This window comes from Hyphobacterium vulgare (assembly GCF_042643335.1).
In the GTDB taxonomy this organism is placed as follows: Bacteria; Pseudomonadota; Alphaproteobacteria; order Caulobacterales; family Maricaulaceae; genus Hyphobacterium; species Hyphobacterium vulgare.
Window position 1 is genome coordinate 1 of the sequence record NZ_JBHRSV010000008.1, and the last position, 18,795, is coordinate 18,795.

The following is an 18,795-nucleotide window of genomic DNA, read 5'->3' on the forward strand; positions in this document are numbered from 1 at the left end:
AAGCCCAAGGATGACACGGTTCTCCGCCGTGCTCCCGCAGGTCCTCAAAAACCTCCGGCAGCGGAAACCATCATGCCGCAATCCGCACATACAAGGATGAGGGAAACGCTATCACCCCCTCATGCTGAGGTGCCCCCTGTCCTGAGGAGCCGCTGAAAGCGGCGTCTCGAAGGGCGGGGGCCTCGAAGCACGAGGGGTGTCACTCCCCGAACACACAGCCCGCATAGCCCTCGCGCCGCACCACGCCGGCGCGGGCTTCGAGCGTGCCGGCTCGGCCGGAGACGTAGGGGCCGGGCGGGTCGAGCAGCCAGTCATTCGGATTGGGCAGGACGGCGGCCAAGAGTGCCGCCTGACGGCCCGAAAGTTCGCTCGCATGCGTGTCGAAACGGATGCGAGCGGCGGCTTCAGCGCCGAAAATGCCGTCGCCCCATTCGGCGATGTTGAGATAGGCCTCGATGATCCGGCGTTTCGGCCAGGTCAGCTCGATCAGGAAGGTGAACCAGGCCTCCGCGCCCTTGCGCGCCCAGCCGCCGCCATTCCACAGGAAGACATTCTTCGCGGTCTGCTGGCTCAGCGTCGACGCGCCGCGGCGGCGGCCGCCTTCGGCATTGGTCTGAAGCGCCTGGCGGATCGCCTCGACATCGAAACCGTGATGCGAACAGAAGTTCGAATCCTCCGCGCCGATGACGGAATGGACGAGGGCCGGGTCGATCTCGCTGAGCGGCACCTGCACCCGGCGGACGTTCTCACCCTCGAGGCTGCGCTGGATCATCAGGATGGAGGGCGGCACGCCGACATAGCCCGCGACCAGAACGAGCAGGAGCGATCCGGCGAGGAAGGTGGCCCCGGCATAGAGACTGCCGCGAACAAGCCGCCACAGCGCGGTCAATGCGGCCTGTCCGGGCCAGCGGCGGGCAAAGCGCCAGCGCGCCTTCACTGCTTTCAGGATGCCGCCCATTCCGCCCGCACCTCGCCGTCCGTCTCGGCCGCTTCGCGGCGCGCCTTCAACGCTGCGAACCGGGCCGGATCAAGGCGCGACAACGCCCAGATGGCGGCACCGCGCACGACCGGCGCGTCATCGTCAAGACGCGCTTCGGCCTTTGAAACGAGCGAGGCATCGCCGGAGTTGCCGATCGCGATCAGGACATTGCGGACAAAGCGGTCGCGCTTGATCCGCTTGATCGGCGAACCGGAGAACAATTCCCGGAAGGCCGGATCATCGAGTTCGACGAGATCGCCGAGAGCGGGCGATTTCAGATCCTCGCGCGCCACGAGCTGCGCCTCGCTGGCGGTGGCGGCGAACTTGTTCCACGGGCAGACGGCAAGGCAGTCATCGCAGCCATAGATGCGGTTGCCCATGGCGGCGCGGAATTCGGTGGGGATCGGCCCGGCATGCTCGATCGTCAGATAAGAGATGCAGCGCCGCGCATCGAGCCGGTAGGGCGCGGGGAAGGCGTCGGTCGGGCAGATGTCGAGACAGGCGCGGCAGGAGCCGCAATGGTCGGTCTCCGGCGCGTCAGGCTGAAGCTCGGCATCGGTCAGCATGACGCCGAGGAAGAGCCAGCTGCCCCACTCCCGGCTGACGAGATTGGTGTGCTTGCCCTGCCAGCCGACGCCCGCCTTCGCCGCCAGCGGCTTTTCCATCAGCGGCGCGGTGTCGACGAAGACCTTCACCTGGTGGCCGGTTGTCTCCGCATAGGTTCGGGCGAGCGCCTTCAGGCGCTTCTTCATTACGTCGTGATAGTCGCGGTGGCGGGCATAGACGGAGATATTGGCGCAAGTCTTAGCCTTCAGGTCTTCGAGCGGATCGGTCTCCGGCCCGTAATTCATCGCCACGACGAGGGCGGACTTCGCCTCCGGCCACATCGCGGTCGGGGCCTTGCGGCGCTCCAGCGTCTCCTCGAACCAGGCCATCGTGCCGTGATGGCCGCTCGCGACGAATTCCTCCAGTCGCTCGCCCGCCGCCCAGGCCTCGTCGGCGCGGCAGACGCGCGCGACGTCGAAGCCGAGGTCGAGGGCGAGCTGGCGGGGGTCGGACATGTTGCCTTCAGGCTGCGTATCAGAAATCCAGGTCCGCATAGTGGCTTGCCGGGTCCAGTCCGGGCAAGCGGTCGGCGAGAATGGCGCGGAAGGCCGGGCGGCACTTGATGCGCGCATACCAGGTGCGGGCCGGTTCGAACTGGTCCCAGGGGACGTCGCCGAGATAGTCGGCGCAGGACAGGTGCGCGGCGGCGGAAATGTCGGCGAGGCAGTAGCGTGGCCCGGCGAGGCCGTCGCGGTTTTCAAGAAGCCCGGCGAGGTATTCGAGATGCCATTTCAGGTGATCGCGGCCCGCGCGCAGCGCCTTCGGGTCCGGGGCGCCCAGGCCCTGCGCGCCCTTTTCCAGCTTCTCGTGCAGGAGGTAGGCATTGACCTCGCCGTCATATTTGCGCGCGAACCAGTTCGCGATGCGGCGCGCCTCGGCGCGTTCGGCGGGGTTTTTCGGCAGCAGCGGCGTCGCCGGATAGGCCTCTTCGAGATATTCCGCGATCGGGCCGGCCTCGCACACGGTCAGGCGCACGCCCGCGCCGTCGTCGATCAGGACCGGCAAGGTCCCCGCCGGATTGAGGGCCAGGAGCGGTTCGGGGCGCGACCAGACCTTTTCGATCCGCGTCTCGAACTCCAGCGCCTTCTCGGCGAGGGCGAGGCGGATTTCGCGGGAAAAGGGGTCGAGCGGCCAGTGATGGAGGATGCGCATGAGCGCCATCCCTAGCGCGCTTTGTGGCGGGAATTAAGCGGAGTCTTCGGTTCGCGCTGCTTCGCTGCGGAAGAAGTCGGAGCCATGGGGCTCGGCCTTTCCCTTGGGATCGGCGTGAATCAGGATGTCGGCGGCGGGAAATTCCGCCAGCAGGCGGTTTTCCGCCTCGACGATGATTTCGTGCGCGGCGAGCAGGCTGAGCCCGGGGTCGAGATCGGCGTGAAACTGGATATGCACCAGCGGCCCGGCGGCGCGGGTGCGCAGGAGGTGGACGCCGAGAATGCGTTCATCGGCCTCGGCGATCGCCTTGATCCGCTGACGCACCGCGTCGGGCAATTCCTTGTCGAGCAAGTGATCGAGCGCATTCCGGGCGACACCCCAGGCCGACCAGAGCAGCCAGAGCGCGACGCCGATGGCGATGACCGGGTCGGCGCTTGTGATGCCGGCAAAGGCGGCCAGCGCGATACCGGCGATGACGGACACATTCGCCCCGAGATCGGCCATATAGTGGGCGCGGTCGCCCTCGACCGCCACCGACCCGGTGGCCTTGATCGCGCGCGACTGGAACCAGACGAGGACCAGGGTCAGCCCCACGGACAGGACCATGACCGCGATCGCCCAGCCGCCCTGCTGAACCGGCTGCGGATCGGCGAGACGGTGACCGGCCTCCCAGATCAGATAGCCGGCGGACAGGCCGACCAGCAGGGCCTGCAGGACGCTGGCGGCCGCCTCGGCCTTGCCGTGGCCGTAGCGATGCTCCTTGTCCGCCGGCGAGGCGGCATAGCGTACCGCGAAGAAGGTGGTCAGCGAGGCCGCGAGATCGAGGCCGGAATCGGCCAGCGAGGCGAGGAGCGCGATCGAACCGGAAAACCACCAGGCCACGAATTTGGCGCTGACAAGCACCAGCGCGACACCGACCGACAGGGTCGTCGCCTGTCCGGTCAGCCTGCGGGCTTCATGGGGCGGCAGGCGGCCGGGGCCGGTATGGGATGAGACGTCATGCGGCATGGCGGGAGTTATGGCGGGTTCCGGGAGCGGGTCAACGGACTTTGGTCCGGATTTGCCCCCTCACCCTCCCCAACCTTCGCCTGCGGCGCAGGTTGGGTCCCCTCCCTCTCCCTCGAGGGAGAGGGAAAGACGTGCGGACCGACAGGTCCGTGCGTCAGGGTGAGGGGGTGAACAGGCGTCTGGCGCCACCCGGCAAACCGCGCCAGTGTGCGGCGCGACGCGGAGGCCTTCATGCTCTTCACCCAGCTTGTCATCCTCGCCCTGGTGCAGGGGCTGACCGAATTCCTGCCGGTGTCCTCGTCGGCGCACCTCATCCTGGCGCCGATAGTGATGCGGCTGGAGGACCAGGGACCGCTGATCGACGTGATGGCGCATCTCGGCAGCCTGTTCGCCGTGCTGGTCTATTTCTGGCGCGACATCCGCGACATCGCGATCGGCAAGCTCAACTGGCTGGCGGGCCGGATGACGCCGGGCGGGCGGCTGGCGCTGCTGGTCGCGGCCGCGACGCCGCCGGTCATCCTCGGCGCGGCGGCGCTCTATTTTTCCGGCATGGCCGATGCGCTGCGCTCGCCTGCCGTGATCGCCGGAGCGACGCTGGCCTTCGCCCTGCCGCTGTGGCTGGCCGACAAGTACGGACCGCAGGTCAGGACGACCGAAACAATGGGCTTTCGCGAAGCGATCCTGATCGGCGTGGCGCAGCTTTTCGCGCTGATCCCCGGCGCAAGCCGGTCCGGCGTGACGATGACGGCGGGCCGAGCGCTCGGCCTGACGCGGCCGGAATCGGCCCGGTTTTCCATGTTGATGAGTATTCCGGTGATTGCTGCCTTCGGCCTCGTCGCCGGGATTGATCTGGCCCGCGGAGAAGGCGGAACGGCCGGGATCAGCGACGGGCTGATCGTGGCCGGACTGTCCTTCGTCTCGGCGCTGGCCTCGATCTGGGTGCTGATGCGGGTGGTGGAGCGGCTCGGCTTCCTGCCCTTCGTGATCTACCGGCTGGTGCTGGGCGCGGCGATCGTGGCGTTTCTGGTTTTCTAGAAAAACCGGGGTCCCCATGAAAATGGGGACCTGACGCTCGCACCCGGTTTCGGATTCCCGCTTCCGCGGGAACCCCAGGACATTTGCCTAGCCCGCCGCGCGCTGGTGGAACTGGCCCTTGTCGCGGAACGGCACGAGGTAGGCCGGCACGATGGCCTCGACCGTCTGCGGCGTGACGCCCAGATCCTCGATGCCCTTGGCGCGCGGCGCGACGACATTGTCGGACTTCAGCTGGGTCACCTGATCACGCGTCAGGAAGGGATCGACCAGCGGGATGATCGAGGACAGCTCGCCCATCAGGCCCAGCGCCGAGGCGATCGGGAAGGGCACGGGGATCAGGAAACGCTTGCGGTCGATCGTCGTCAGGATGAATTCCATCAATTCCTTGAAGGAGTAGACTTTCGGACCGCCGAGTTCATACGTCTTGCCCGCCGTGGCCGGCGTCTGGATGGCATTGGCAACCGCATCGGCGACATCGCCCGCCCAGACCGGCTGGAAACGGGTCTTGCCGCCACCGATCAGCGGCAGCGCCATCACGAAGGGCAGGCTGGCCATGCCGGCAAAGCGGTTGAAGAAGGCGTCCTCGGTCCCGAAAATGATGGAGGGGCGCAGAATCGTTGCGGTCTTGAAGGCGGCTTTCACCAGAGCTTCACCCTCGCCCTTGGTGGCGGCATAGCGGCTGTCGCTGTCCTGATCGGCACCAATGGCGGAGATCTGGATGAAGCGCTTCGCCCCGGCCTTTGCCGCGGCCCGGGCGACGGTTTCCGCGCCCATGGAATGCAGGCGGGAGAAGGTCTGGCGGCCGCCCTCGGCGAGCACGCCGACGAGGTTGACCACGGCGCTCGCGCCCTCGACGGCACGATCGACCGAAGCTTCCACCCGGAGATTGGCCTGGACCAGCTGGACCTGACCGACGACGCCCATCACCTTGAGCTCGTGCGCCAGGTGCGGGCGGCGCGTGGCGACGCGGATGCGGTAGCCGCGGCGCGCCAGTTCACGCACCACGTATTTGCCGACAAAGCCCGAACCGCCGAAAACGGTGACCAATTCGTCGCGCAGCATCTCATCTCTCCCAGGGTGAGGACGGAACGTCGTGACGGCATAGACCAAAATTCGCCGCCCCTGTCCATGCGGCGCTGCGCCCTGCCCTGCGGGGACAGGCGGCTCGCCGCAGACGCGAAGCGACTCCTCACCGCCGTCCGGGCTTGCTAATGGTTAACGGCAATCGGGGGGAAGACGTGTTCAAGAGTTGCGTTTCATGACGGCCGAAGTCGCTCTACTCAACAAGCAGGCGACCGCGCTGGCCGCCGATTCCAAGGCGATGTTCGGCTCCGGTCTGACGGTGAAGACCTATGACAGCGTCGACAAGCTGTTCGCCCTGTCGCGCGATCATCCCGTCGGGGTGATGATCTATGGCAATGCCGAATTCATGCGCGTGCCGTGGGAAGTCATCATCAAGGAATTCCGCGAAAGCCAGGGCGGGACGGCGCGCGCCGACGTGCATGCCTGGGCCCGCGACTTCTTCGCCTATGCGCGCAATTTCCAGGAGTTTTCGCGGCGCGATACCGAGCTGGCGGCGCTGACCAAGACCGCGCCCTTCCTGAAAGCCATCGAGGCGAGCGCGCTGGTCAACCGGTCGCTGGAACCGCTGATCCGCGATGTCGAGGCGCGCCGGGTCCACCCCGCGCTCGCCGACATCACCCAGGACGAGTTCGAGCGCGCCTATCCGGAGATGATCGCGCGCTTCGAGGCGATGCTGACCGACCAGATCGGCGAGAAGCTCGACAAGGCGATGCGCGCGCAGCTGAGGCGCCTCCTCCACCTCCTGATCCGCGCCGACATCGAGACCGTGGCGCGCTCCGGCGTGGTGATTTCCGGCTTCGGCACGCGCGACACCTTCCCCTCCCTCGTCAACATGGAAAGCGACGGCGTGATCGCCGGCCGGCTCGCCGCCTCGGTCCGCACCGAGAGCGAGATCACCACCGACCACCCGTCCGACGTGCTGCCCTTCGCGGTGCGCAATGTGATGATCTCCCTCGTGCACGGGGTGGATCCGCACTTCCTCGACTATGCGCTGACCGTGTTCCGCGACCTGATCCGCCTCAATGGCGAGCGGGTGATCCGCGATCTCGCGCCGAACGAGGACGTTGCCAACCGGCTGTCGACGGAGAATATCCAGGTCTCCGACGATCTGATCCGGCACTTCCTCGACTATCTGCGCGACTATATCCGCGACATGCATCTGGGGCCGTTCGCCGCGACGCTGCAGGGCATGCCGCCCGACGAGATGGCGTGGCTGGCGGAGTCGCTTGTGCATCTGACATCGGTCAAGATGCGGATGAGTCTGGGGCCGGAGGGCGTCGGCGGGCCGGTCGATGTCGCCGTCATTACCAAGCGCGAGGGCTTCAAATGGGTCAAGCGCAAGGCCACGGGCGACGGGTTGTCGGAACCGCCCTATGTCAAATCGCCGAACCCGCAGGGGAGGATCGAGGAATGAGACGCAAACGTTTCCGCCACGAGAGAGAAGAACCGGCCCTGCCGCAGCGCAGCCCGGTCGAGGACGCGGTCCCGGTGTTCCGCGATCCGCCGGCCAGACATCTGTTCCAGGACGACGCCGCCTCGCAGCGCCTGTTCAACCGGGCGGCGCTTGAAGCCATGGGCGATTATGGCGCGGTGATCCTCGCCTCGGATTCGCTCAGGCCCTCCTGGTCGGAGCCGGGCGATCTCGTCCATGTCCGCCGCGGCGCGGAAGACGCCCGCGCCATCGCGCGGAAACTGAAGGACAAAAGCGGGGACGGGGACGGGGAATAGGGCGGACAGGCCGGGGAAGCTGCCGATTGTGCCAGTCATGCTGATTGGTGCGTTGACAGCCCGCCCGCGGCCGGAGTATTCCGCCCGCTCTCCAACACCTGCCCAGGTGGCGGAACTGGTAGACGCGCCAGCTTCAGGTGCTGGTTTCCGAAAGGAAGTGGAGGTTCGAGTCCTCTCCTGGGCACCATTGCCTTATCCAAGGGCAACCGAGAAAATCCATAAATTGCTGAAAATTCCGCACTGACTGGGCATCCGGCGAGATCGGTTGTCCAACGATGTGCGGGTATATCCGTTGGCATGCGGGTATTCTGCGGGTAGATTTGCGGGTAGTTCCTGCCGATCGCATGAGATTGGCGATCGAGATACCCGCATTATGCCGCTCACCGATATTCAGGTTCGCCAGCTTGGCCCGCGCGAAACAGACTTCAAAAAAGCTGATGGCGGCGGGCTGTATATCTTCGTGCACCGGTCCGGTTCGAAGCTTTGGCGCATGCGCTACCGGTTCAACGGGAGGGAGAACGTGCTGTCGTTCGGTCCCTATCCAGCTGTGAGCCTCGCACGCGCACGCGAGATGCGCGCTGAGGCGAAGACGCTGCTGGCAGAGGGGATCGACCCCAGCGAGCACGGAAAGGCCATGAAGGCCAGCCAAGCAGCGCTCACCGAGCACACGTTCGACAAGATAGCCGCCGAACTCTCGGCCAAGCTCCGAAAAGAGGGGAAGGCGGAAGTTACCCTCCGGAAGAAGCAATGGCTGATCGATATGGCTAGCGCGGATTTCGGCGATCGTCCCATCACGTCAATCAGCGCATCCGACATTCTGACGACCTTGCGCAAAGTTGAAGCAAAGGGGAATTACGAGACCGCCAAGAGGCTGCGCTCTACAATCGGACAGGTATTTCGCTATGCCATTGCGACCGCCCGCGCGGAGAACGATCCGACTTATGGGCTTCGGGGGGCGCTCATCGCGCCGAAGGTTTCGCACATGGCCGCGCTCACCGATTGGAAGGGCTTCGGTGAATTGATCCGAGCGATCTGGTCCTATGAAGGTGGATCACCCTCGACACGGGCTGCGCTAAAGTTGATGGCGCTTCTTTATACCCGTCCCGGCGAGTTGAGGTTGGCGTTGTGGGAAGAGTTCGATCTGGAAAAGGCGATCTGGATCATCCCAGCCGCCCGCACGAAGATGCGCCGCGAACACGTCAAGCCGCTGCCCAAGCTGGCCGTAGAGATCCTGAAGACGCTTATATCGGAGACGGGAAGCAATTACCGAGCCTTCCCCTCGCTCGTCACACCCGGCAGGCCCATCAGTGAGAACACGCTGAACCAGGCATTGCGGCGGATGGGTTTCGACAAGGATGAGCACACGTCGCACGGCTTCCGAGCCAGCGCGTCAAGCCTGCTAAATGAGAGCGGACTCTGGAATTCTGATGCGATCGAAGCGGAACTTGGCCATGTTGGCGCGGACGAAGTGCGCCGCGCCTACCACCGAGCCCGTTATTGGGATGAGCGGGTTCGGATGACGGAATGGTGGGCGCGTGCGATTGAAAGCCGCCTCGATTGAACAGCAGACCTATAGCCCAATGACATTCGATAATTCGGAATACAAACTACCTGCCGAGTTGTGGAAGCTAGCCGCGACTGTTTCAGTGGTGGAGGCGGCGTTATTGTTGTTGGATATCGAGCCCCAAGGAATATCAGAATACATTGAGGGTTGGGCCGATGATCGAAAGCCCGAACGCTACCTAGCGGCTAGGAACGCGATAAAGTCGGCGATCCAAAAAGAGCAACTTGATGGGGCGATGATCCATCCGACTTACGAAAACGCCGTGGGCGGCGGCATAGAGATGGACTATGATCGTTTCGATTATCACCTCTCCCATGTCGATGTAGCTTCGTTGGCAAACTGGCTAGTTGAACGCGGCTATTCCTGCTCAACCTTCCCAGCGCAAAGCGAACATTCGATAGGATTTCGGAATCCGGATCACCCGAGATACTCCGCCAAGCTGGCTGCTGTCGTCGAAGCCTGGGAATCCTATGACGAGGAATCGACAGCGCCGGGCACGCCAAAACAACGCATGATAATCTGGCTAAGGTTAAACGCGGCACGCTTTGGCTTGACCGGCGAAGACGGAAAGCCGAGCGAAAGTGTCATCGAGGAAATCGCAAAAATTGCGAATTGGGCGACGACTGGCGGTGCACCTAGGTCAGCTTCAGAAGATGATCTACCATTTTAATTCCATTTTGTTTTCAATATATTAGGCTGCCCGCCCCACTAATTGACTCGAGAAGTGGGCCACATTCTGGGTCAAGATCTGCATCAACCTGATGTGATCTTCGACAAACCTGCCCGGCTATTTTTCTGCCGCACCTGACCGGACCTTGGCGTCACCGAAACAACGGAGACGCATCATGCTGCACCAAGCCGAACTTCCCGAGACGGGCTTTGTTCGTCTCAAGTCGATCCTCGCGCCGGAAGGCCCTATCCCTGTGAGCAAGTCCACCTGGTGGGCTGGCGTGAGGGATGGCCGCTTTCCGAAGCCCCAGAAGCTGGGCGCGCGCGTCACCGTGTGGCGCGTGGAAGATATCCGCGCCCTGATCGAAAATGGCGTGGCGTAATCGCGCTCCGGGGCCGGTCCAATGTCTCAAGCGACCTACCCCAGCAGCCGACACGATCGCCCACATGCGCGCATTTACGATCACTGGCTGAAGCACCCGGCATGGCTTGGACTGTCACCGCCCGCTTTCAAGATCATTTCGATCCTGTTGGCGTCCTACAGACCGGATCGCGCCAACATCTTTCCCGTAGGCGAGCGCCGAATGTCTGATATGTGCGGATGCGCCCCCGCAACGGCAAAGAAGTCAGTCGATGAACTCATCAATGGCGGCTTTCTTCGAGAGGAACGCAAGGGCAGAAGCCGGGGTAACGCAGCTAGCCGGGAGCGGATCGTGTCTCTGACCCGCTACGACACCGACACCATTGCAGGATGCCCGAACTTGCCGATCAAGATCTGGAGAGAAAGCGCAAAAGAGCGACGCCAAAAATCCAAGGCATCAACGCCTCATATTCGAGGCGTCAAAAGCAAGGCCCGCGAGCGTATCGCAGCGGAAAAGATGCAATGAAACCAGATCTATCCGATGAAAATCCCGGAAGCGCTCTTGGGGTCACACACCCGTATAGCATTAGGGCAAGCGCCCCGGACCAGAGCTCATCGCTGATGCATCTAGCAGACCGCTGGGATCACCGATCATTGAAACCTTTTCACTGACGATTTCGGAAAAACCACGGGAAGATTGGCACATCTGATATGGGCGGTTTTGGTTCAGGGCAGACAGGCTGGAAGGACAAGGTTGAGCAATGCCGATCGCTAGACGTGAACCGGCTTCACCGCTCAGGCTGTCTGTCGCCAGGATATTCGGGCGGTTGGGAATGGAAGCTGGATGGCCAGCGCGTTGCCAACATCTCGATCAGCTGTGATGGCGATATCCTGACCCTCGAATTCAAATTCAGACAGAATGGCGGTGACTGGCGCGATATCGCCCAGCGGGTGTTTCTGACCTCGACCGCATGCCAGTTCGGCGGATCCAGACCTTGGTTCGTCTGCCCTGGTATGGTCAGAGCACAGGCGTGCAATCGTCGCGTGGCGAAGCTCTATTCCGGCGGCCCTTACTTCCTGTGCCGGCACTGCTACCAGCTCGCCTATTCCAGCCAGTCCGAACAGGAATTCGACCGGCTGTTGCGCCGCGCCAACAAACTCCGCGCTTCGCTGGGCGGTGAGCCTGGCATGGGCGCAATGATCGCCGCAAAACCCAAGGGCATGCATCGAAAGACCTACGAAACCCGGTTCGAGGAGATCCTCCGCCTTGAGGAGGAAGCTTGTGAGCAGTTCGCATCCAAGTTCGCTCGTTTCTGAGAGCCTATGTGGCTACAAACACCCAAGTGATTGCTATGGCTAGCACCATCAGTCACAACTTGTTGGCGTTACGATCGGATCCATCACACGCGCCACCTACGGCTAGCGCTGGCGGGAGGTGATGATCGGCGAAGAGTCAGGACTGGCCGAGAAATTGGTAAGGCAGACACGAACATGACGACGAGCACACTTGAACGCGAACTCGAGCAGTCTCTCGTCACCAAACTAAGGGAACTGAAGTACGAATATCGTCCCGACATCCGGGACCGTGCTTCGCTGGAGCAGAATTTCCGGGAGAAGTTCGAGACACTGAATCGTGTCCGCCTTACGGACGCTGAGTTCGCAAGGCTTCTCGACGAGATCATCACGCCCGACGTATTCACCGCTGCCCAAACATTGCGCGAGCGCAACAGCTTCATCCGCGATGATGGCACGCCGCTGAATTACACGCTCGTGAACATCAGAGACTGGTGCAAGAACTCCTTCGAAGTGGTCAATCAGCTCCGTATCAATACGGACAACAGCCACCATCGCTATGACGTCATTCTGCTGATCAATGGGGTGCCGGTCGTTCAGATCGAGCTGAAGACCCTTGGCATTAGCCCGCGTCGCGCCATGGAGCAGATCGTCGAATACAAGAACGATCCGGGCAACGGCTACACCAAGACGCTGCTGTGCTTCCTTCAGTTGTTCATCGTCAGCAACCGTGATCGGACCTTCTACTTCGCGAACAACAATACGCGCCATTTCGCCTTCAATGCCGAGGAGCGCTTCCTGCCGGTCTATGAGTTCGCGGATGTCAACAACAAGAAGATCGTTCATCTCGACAGCTTCGCCGAGACATTCCTAGCCAAGTGCGCGCTTGGCCAGACGATCAGCCGCTACATGGTTCTGGTCGCAAGCGAGCAGAAGCTCCTGATGATGCGGCCCTATCAGGTCTACGCGGTGAAGGCGATCGTCGACTCGATCGCCCAGAACTGCGGCAATGGCTATGTCTGGCACACTACCGGCAGCGGCAAAACGCTGACCTCCTTCAAGGCGTCAACGCTGCTGAAGGATAATCCGGACATCGAGAAGTGCCTCTTCGTCGTGGACCGCAAAGACCTGGATCGGCAGACGCGCGAGGAGTTCAACAAGTTCCAGGAAGGCTGCGTTGAAGAGAACACCAACACCGCCTCCCTCGTTCGTCGTCTCGTCTCCGACGACTACGCCGACAAGGTCATCGTCTGCACGATCCAAAAGCTGGGGCTCGCGTTGGATGAAAACAGCAAGCGCAACAAGCAACAGCCGAAAGACGGCAAGAAGACCTTCAAGGAGCAGCTAGAGCCTCTGCGCGACAAGCGCATCGCCTTTATCTTCGACGAATGTCATCGGTCGCAGTTCGGAGAGAACCACAAGGCGATCAAGGAGTTCTTCCCGCGCGCCCAACTCTTCGGCTTTACCGGGACCCCGATCTTCGAACAGAACGCCGCCCAGCAGAAGATCGAAGACACCCAAGCCAGCATGAAGAGGACGGAAGACCTCTTCCCGCAGCGCCTTCACACCTACACGATCACCCATGCCATTGAAGACGGAAACGTCCTCCGGTTCCACGTCGACTACTTCAAGCCGGAGGGCAAGAGCGTTCCCAAGCCCGGCGAGCCACTGGCGAAACGCGCGGTGATCGAGGCGATCCTCGCCAAGCATGACCAGGCCACTGGTCAGCGCCGCTTCAACGCACTGCTCGCCACATCGTCGATCAATGACGCCATCGAGTATTTTGACCTGTTCAAGACCATGCAGGCCGAGAAGCTGGCCGCCGATCCCGGCTTCCGACCGCTAAACATCGCCTGCGTCTTCTCTCCGCCCGCTGAGGGCGATGCGGACGTCAATCAGATCCAGGAAGATCTTCCGCAGGAGAAGGAAGATAATGCGGTCGAGCCGGAGAAGAAGAAGGAGGCCCTGAAGGCCATCCTCGCGGACTACAACACCCGCTATGGCACCAACCACAAGATCGGCGAATTCGACCTGTATTATCAGGACGTGCAGAAGCGCATCAAAGACCAGCAATGGCCGGATGCCGATCTGAAGAAAGCCTACCCCAACCAGCCACACCACAAGATCGACATCACGATCGTGGTCGACATGCTTCTGACCGGCTTTGATTCTAAGTTCCTGAACACCCTCTACGTTGACAAGAAACTGAAGCATCACGGGCTGATCCAGGCCTTCTCGCGCACCAACCGCGTGCTCAACGCCACCAAGCCCTATGGAAACATCCTCGATTTCCGCCAGCAGCAGGACGCGGTCGATACCGCCATCGCGTTGTTCTCAGGCGAGGCAGCCGCTGAACGGGCCCGCGAAATCTGGCTGGTCGACAAGGCGCCCGTGGTCATCCAGAAACTGGAAACCGCAGTCCAGAAGCTAGACGCCTTCATGAAATCACAGGGCCTCGACTGCGCGCCCGATGCGGTGCCCAACCTCAAGGGTGACGCTGCCCGTGCGGCCTTCGTCGAACACTTCAAGGAGGTCCAGCGCCTCAAGACCCAGCTTGATCAGTACACCGATCTGACCGAAGAGAACCGCAATACCATCGAAGAGGTTCTGCCGCGCGACAGTCTTCTAGGCTTCCGGGGGGCCTATCTCGAAACAGCCCAGCGCCTTCGGGCCCAGCAGGGCAAGGGCGCGGACAAGCCCAGCCAGGACGCTGACCAACTGGACTTTGAGTTCGTCCTCTTCGCCTCGGCCGTCATCGACTATGACTACATCATGGGACTGATCGCTCGATATTCGGAAAGCGCGCCCGGCAAGCAGAAGATGAGCCGCGAGGAGTTGATCGGCCTGATCCAGTCCGATGCCAAGTTCATGGACGAGCGGGAGGATATCGCCGCCTATATCAACACCCTGAAGGCTGGCGAGGGCTTGAGCGAAAAGGCCATCCGCGAAGGCTACAGCCGCTTCAAGGCGGAGAAGAATGCGGCGGAGCTGGCGGGCATCGCTGGCAAGCACGGGCTGGCGTCCGAGGCGCTGCAAGGCTTTGTCGATGCCATCCTGCAACGCATGATCTTTGACGGCGAGGCGCTGACCGACCTGATGGAGCCCCTTGGCCTGAACTGGAAGACGCGGCGGGTGAAGGAATTGGACTTGATGACCGACCTGATGCCGCTGCTGCTGAAGCGGGCCGCTGGGCGCGAGATTTCGGGGCTGAGCGCTTATGAGCAGTAAGGGGAAATTATCTGCGGAGAAGGGCGGCAGGTCGGCATTGGTGCCCAAGCTGCGGTTTCCTGAGTTTCAGGGTGCTGCGGCGTGGGAACCAGTAAGCCTGCGGAAAGCATCGGTTCCAGTTGATGAACGTGTCGGCGATAGGAAGCTTACCCCGGTCAGCATTTCGGCCGGTATTGGATTTGTGCCCCAGGCTGAGAAGTTCGGGCGCGACATCTCGGGCAACCAGTATCAGCTTTATACGCTTGTTCGGGATGGCGACTTTGTCTTCAACAAGGGTAACTCGCTGAAATTCCCCCAAGGGTGCATCTACCTTTTGCAAGGCTGGGGTCAGGTGGCAGCGCCCAACGTGTTCATCGCCTTCCGTCTCAAAGACGGCTACTCGAACGGCTTCTTTCAGAATTGTTTTGAGCAGAACCAACACGGCAAGCAGCTCAAGAAGCACATCACCAGCGGTGCGCGTAGCAATGGCTTGTTGAATATCAGCAAAGAGACATTCTTCAACGTCGAAATTCCGACTCCGCGCTTCTCGGAACAAAAAAAGATCGCCGATTGTTTGAATTCGGCGGACGCGTTGATTGCCGCGCAGGGGCGGAAGGTGGAGGCGCTGAGGGTCCACAAGAAGGGCCTGATGCAGCAGCTTTTCCCCCAAGAAGGCGAAACCCAACCCCGCCTCCGGTTCCCGGAGTTTGAGCGCGCGGGTGATTGGGAAGTCAGAGCCGTCGGCGATGTCTTCAGAGTGACACGGGGCGAAGTTCTATCGATGACCTTGGTCAGCGATACGCCCACCAAAGAAGCACGCTATCCGGTTTATTCCTCGCAAACAAAGAATGTCGGTCTAGCCGGATATTATTCGCGCTTCCTATATCAAGACGCGATCACTTGGACGACCGACGGTGCAAACGCTGGAGACGTTAATTTTCGCCGTGGCAAGTTCTTCTGTACAAATGTCTGCGGTGTCCTGATTAGCAAGGATGGACATGCCAATGCATGCGTCGCGGCTCTTCTGAACAGCGTCACGCGCAGCCATGTGTCATACGTGGGCAACCCAAAGCTGATGAACGGTGTGATGGCAGGTATCGAGATTCCGTTCCCTTCGGTCCCAGAGCAACAACGCATCGCCGACTGTCTCACTTCCTTCGATGACCTCATCGCCGCCGAGACCCGAAAGCTCGACACGCTCAAGACCCACAAGAAGGGGCTGATGCAGCAGCTTTTCCCCCAAGTCGGGGAGGGTGACGCATGAGCACCTACAAGAACCTGAAGACTCTCGTGGCACGGCTTCGCGACGATCTGAACAACCCGACGAAGCCGCTCTCGCTGGTCCTGATCTATGCTTACAACCGCACTGGCAAGACCCGCCTGTCCATGGAGTTCAAGGATGCAGGGAAGCGCAAAAACAAGAAGAACCCGACCGGGACGCCCGACACGCTCTATTTCAACGCTTTCACCGAGGATCTGTTCGTATGGGAGAACGACCTTGAAGGCGACAGCGTGCGCCGCCTGCAACTGAACGAAAAGTCGTCCTTTTTCAACGCGATGACGGAACTCGCGCTTGACGAGACCATCGCCCACTACCTTTCCCGTTACGCCGACTTCGAGTTCGACTTCACCTACAAGGACCTTCAGCAGGGCAAGGATACCATTTCCAAGCCGGATTTCGTCAGCTTCCGCAAGGGTGACGAGGCCAACATCAAGGTGTCGCGGGGCGAACAGAACATCTTCATCTGGTGCATCTTCATGGCCATCTGCGAACGGATGCTGGATGGGCATGAATCCTATCAGGGGAAGAAGTACCTCTATATCGACGACCCGATCTCGTCGCTGGACGACAACAACGCGATTTCCATCGCCTGCGACCTGGCCAAGCTCCTCCGCCGGGCGGCCACACGGAAAGACGCCGCGGGCAAGCCTGCCCCGATCAAGGTGATCTTCTCTTCGCACCATGCGCTGTTCTTCAACGTCATGTGCAACGAAGTCGGTCGGAAGATCGATGACGCGCCCTCGGTCGACCATCGGCGCTACTTCCTGCACCGGCCAAGAGGCGACGGTACCTATACGCTGCAACCAACGGAAGACACGCCCTTCTTTCACCACGTCGCCACCTTGGCTGAATTGCTGCGCGCCGCCGATCCCGCCAAGGGAAAACTCTACACCTTCCATTTCAACGCCCTGCGCAGTGTCATGGAGAAAACGGCATCTTTCTTCGGGCATCCGAGCATTGCTTTCTGCCTGAAGAAGCTCAGCGAGGATGACTTGGCGCTATTCAACCGCGCCCTGAACCTGCTCAGCCACGGCGCTTATGCGATCCACGAACCCACTGAAATGGGCGAGGACAACAAGGAACTTTTCCGCCGCATCCTGCGCGAATTCATCGCGCGGTTTGAGTTCGCCTTGCCAGGCGTTGTCGCCGCCCAAACCGCAATCCCGGCGCCCGCGCCCGCCGCAGAGGAAGCACCCGCACAATGAACGACCACAACCAAAAACAGCTGGGCAAAACGCTCTGGAACATCGCGGATACGCTCCGCGGCGCGATGAACGCTGACGATTTCCGCGACTATATGCTGTCCTTCCTGTTTCTCCGCTATTTGTCGGATAACTACGAAGCTGCGGCGAAGAAGGAGTTGGGGCGCGACTATCCTGATCCCAAAGCGATTGGCAATGGCGGGCGATCGCCCCTCTCTGTTTGGTACGCGCAGAACCCAGACGATGTTGCAGCTTTTGAAAAGCAGATGCGTCTCAAGGCGCACTACGTCATCAAGCCGGAACACCTCTGGACCAGCATCGCCCATATGGCGCGCACTCAGAACGACGATCTGCTGAACACTTTGCAGGCGGGCTTCAAATACATCGAGAATGAGTCGTTCCAGAGCACGTTCGGCGGCCTGTTCTCGGAGATCAATCTGGGCTCCGATAAACTCGGCCGGACCTATACTGATCGCAATGCCAAACTCTGTGCCATCATCACCGAGATCGCCAACGGGCTGGCCGACTTCTCGGCTGACGTGGACGCGCTAGGCGATGCCTACGAATATCTAATCGGGCAATTCGCCGCCGGTTCGGGCAAGAAAGCCGGTGAGTTCTATACCCCGCAGCAGGTGTCGGACATTCTTTCCGCGATCGTAACGCTCGATAGCCAGGAGCCCGCAACCGGGAAGAAAGAACGGCTCGCTAGCGTGCTCGATTTCGCGTGCGGCTCAGGTTCACTGCTGCTGAATGTGCGAAAGCGCATGGGTCCGCACGGCATCGGCAAGATCTACGGGCAGGAAAAGAACATCACCACCTACAACCTCGCCCGCATGAACATGCTGTTGCACGGCGTGAAAGACACCGAGTTCGAAATCTATCACGGCGACACGCTGACCAATGACTGGGACATGCTGCGCGAGTTGAACCCCGCTAGGAAACCGTCCTTTGATGCCGTTGTGGCGAACCCGCCCTTCAGCCTCCGCTGGGATCCGACAGAGGCAATGGGCGACGATGTACGGTTCAAGAATTATGGGCTGGCGCCCAAGTCAGCCGCCGACTTTGCCTTCCTTCTCCACGGGTTTCACTACCTCAAGGATGAAGGCGTAATGGCCATCATCCTGCCCCATGGCGTGCTGTTCAGGGGTGGGGCGGAAGAGCGCATTCGCACAAAGCTTCTGAAGGACGGTCACATCGACACCGTCATTGGCCTTCCCGCGAACCTGTTTTATTCGACCGGCATTCCGGTCTGCATCCTCGTGCTGAAGAAATGCAAGAAACCCGATGACGTGCTTTTCATCAACGCGGCCGAGCACTTTGCGAAGGGCAAACGGCAGAACCAGCTCACCGATGATCACATCGCGAAGATCATCGACACCTACAGCAAACGCCCCGAGTCGATTGAACGCTATGCCCGACGCGTCGGAATAGACGAAATCGAGGCCAACCATTTCAATCTGAACATCTCACGCTATGTCAGCACGGCGGAGGAAGAAGCCGAGATCGATATGACGGCCACCCACGAGGCCCTCGTCGATATCGAGAAACAAATCCGAACGGCGACGGGAAAGCACAACGAGTTTCTCGAACAACTCGGATTACCACCGTTGCCTTCGCACAAGTAGA

Annotated in this window: 17 protein-coding genes and 1 tRNA gene; 13 read left to right on the top strand and 5 right to left on the bottom strand. The window is 61.3% G+C overall.

Annotated elements, in window-relative coordinates:
* Positions 1-199: 199 nt before the first annotated feature.
* From mtgA to ACFOOR_RS06485, 4 genes are read right to left on the bottom strand one after another with little or no spacing between them, the layout of a single operon-like run.
* The gene (gene mtgA / locus ACFOOR_RS06470) at positions 200-958 is read right to left on the bottom strand and encodes a monofunctional biosynthetic peptidoglycan transglycosylase (protein WP_343165509.1); all 759 of its coding nucleotides are present in this window, start codon (positions 956-958) and stop codon (positions 200-202) included.
* Positions 943-2,040, bottom strand: coding sequence for a tRNA epoxyqueuosine(34) reductase QueG (gene queG, locus ACFOOR_RS06475; protein WP_343165508.1), 1,098 nt, complete (start codon positions 2,038-2,040; stop codon positions 943-945). Before queG ends, mtgA begins: the two co-directional genes overlap by 16 nt.
* 19 nt (positions 2,041-2,059) lie before the next feature.
* A complete protein-coding gene (fzlA, locus tag ACFOOR_RS06480; RefSeq protein WP_343165507.1) occupies positions 2,060-2,746 on the bottom strand; it encodes an FtsZ-binding protein FzlA in 687 nt (228 codons plus the stop codon).
* A gap of 24 nt (positions 2,747-2,770) precedes the next feature.
* Positions 2,771-3,745 (bottom strand): cation diffusion facilitator family transporter, encoded by a 975-nt coding sequence (locus ACFOOR_RS06485; protein WP_343165506.1) that lies wholly within the window; start codon positions 3,743-3,745, stop codon positions 2,771-2,773.
* A 231-nt stretch (positions 3,746-3,976) separates the two neighbouring features.
* Between ACFOOR_RS06485 and ACFOOR_RS06490 the strand changes: the two genes are divergently transcribed.
* Positions 3,977-4,780: an undecaprenyl-diphosphate phosphatase gene (locus ACFOOR_RS06490; protein ID WP_343165505.1), complete on the top strand. Its 804-nt coding sequence runs from the start codon at positions 3,977-3,979 to the stop codon at positions 4,778-4,780.
* 87 nt (positions 4,781-4,867) lie between these two features.
* Here the strand turns inward: ACFOOR_RS06490 and ACFOOR_RS06495 are convergent, their stop codons facing one another.
* Positions 4,868-5,842 carry a complex I NDUFA9 subunit family protein gene (locus ACFOOR_RS06495; protein WP_343165504.1) on the bottom strand — a complete coding sequence of 325 codons (975 nt, stop codon included), beginning with the start codon at positions 5,840-5,842 and terminating at the stop codon, positions 4,868-4,870.
* Between the two features lie 196 nt (positions 5,843-6,038).
* Here ACFOOR_RS06495 and ACFOOR_RS06500 point away from each other — a divergent pair, with 196 nt between their 5' ends.
* The 12 genes from ACFOOR_RS06500 to ACFOOR_RS06555 all read left to right on the top strand — a co-directional run bounded on the left by ACFOOR_RS06500 (position 6,039) and on the right by ACFOOR_RS06555 (position 18,794).
* A complete protein-coding gene (locus ACFOOR_RS06500) occupies positions 6,039-7,277 on the top strand; it encodes a hypothetical protein (protein ID WP_343165503.1) in 1,239 nt (412 codons plus the stop codon).
* Positions 7,274-7,591 carry a hypothetical protein gene (locus tag ACFOOR_RS06505; protein ID WP_343165502.1) on the top strand — a complete coding sequence of 106 codons (318 nt, stop codon included), beginning with the start codon at positions 7,274-7,276 and terminating at the stop codon, positions 7,589-7,591. The genes ACFOOR_RS06500 and ACFOOR_RS06505 overlap by 4 nt, the downstream gene beginning before the upstream one ends.
* A gap of 100 nt (positions 7,592-7,691) precedes the next feature.
* Positions 7,692-7,778 (top strand) — tRNA-Leu (locus ACFOOR_RS06510).
* Positions 7,779-7,964: 186 nt separating this feature from the next.
* A complete protein-coding gene (locus tag ACFOOR_RS06515) occupies positions 7,965-9,152 on the top strand; it encodes a tyrosine-type recombinase/integrase (RefSeq protein ID WP_343165501.1) in 1,188 nt (395 codons plus the stop codon).
* On the top strand, positions 9,127-9,825 hold the full coding sequence (locus ACFOOR_RS06520; protein ID WP_343165500.1) for a hypothetical protein: 699 nt from the start codon (positions 9,127-9,129) through the stop codon (positions 9,823-9,825). The genes ACFOOR_RS06515 and ACFOOR_RS06520 overlap by 26 nt, the downstream gene beginning before the upstream one ends.
* Positions 9,826-10,000: 175 nt before the next feature.
* Positions 10,001-10,207, top strand: coding sequence for a helix-turn-helix transcriptional regulator (locus tag ACFOOR_RS06525; protein WP_343165499.1), 207 nt, complete (start codon positions 10,001-10,003; stop codon positions 10,205-10,207).
* Between the two features lie 21 nt (positions 10,208-10,228).
* The gene (locus tag ACFOOR_RS06530) at positions 10,229-10,711 is read left to right on the top strand and encodes a hypothetical protein (RefSeq protein WP_343165498.1); all 483 of its coding nucleotides are present in this window, start codon (positions 10,229-10,231) and stop codon (positions 10,709-10,711) included.
* A gap of 185 nt (positions 10,712-10,896) precedes the next feature.
* Positions 10,897-11,502 carry a hypothetical protein gene (locus tag ACFOOR_RS06535; protein ID WP_343165497.1) on the top strand — a complete coding sequence of 202 codons (606 nt, stop codon included), beginning with the start codon at positions 10,897-10,899 and terminating at the stop codon, positions 11,500-11,502.
* Positions 11,503-11,676: 174 nt separating this feature from the next.
* A complete protein-coding gene (locus tag ACFOOR_RS06540; protein WP_343165496.1) occupies positions 11,677-14,706 on the top strand; it encodes a type I restriction endonuclease subunit R in 3,030 nt (1,009 codons plus the stop codon).
* Positions 14,696-15,949, top strand: a complete 1,254-nt coding sequence (locus ACFOOR_RS06545) for a restriction endonuclease subunit S (protein ID WP_343165495.1) — start codon at positions 14,696-14,698, stop codon at positions 15,947-15,949. The genes ACFOOR_RS06540 and ACFOOR_RS06545 overlap by 11 nt, the downstream gene beginning before the upstream one ends.
* Positions 15,946-17,172 carry an anticodon nuclease gene (locus ACFOOR_RS06550; protein ID WP_343165494.1) on the top strand — a complete coding sequence of 409 codons (1,227 nt, stop codon included), beginning with the start codon at positions 15,946-15,948 and terminating at the stop codon, positions 17,170-17,172. Before ACFOOR_RS06545 ends, ACFOOR_RS06550 begins: the two co-directional genes overlap by 4 nt.
* Positions 17,169-18,794 (top strand): type I restriction-modification system subunit M, encoded by a 1,626-nt coding sequence (locus ACFOOR_RS06555; protein ID WP_343165493.1) that lies wholly within the window; start codon positions 17,169-17,171, stop codon positions 18,792-18,794. Before ACFOOR_RS06550 ends, ACFOOR_RS06555 begins: the two co-directional genes overlap by 4 nt.
* Position 18,795: the final 1 nt, after the last annotated feature.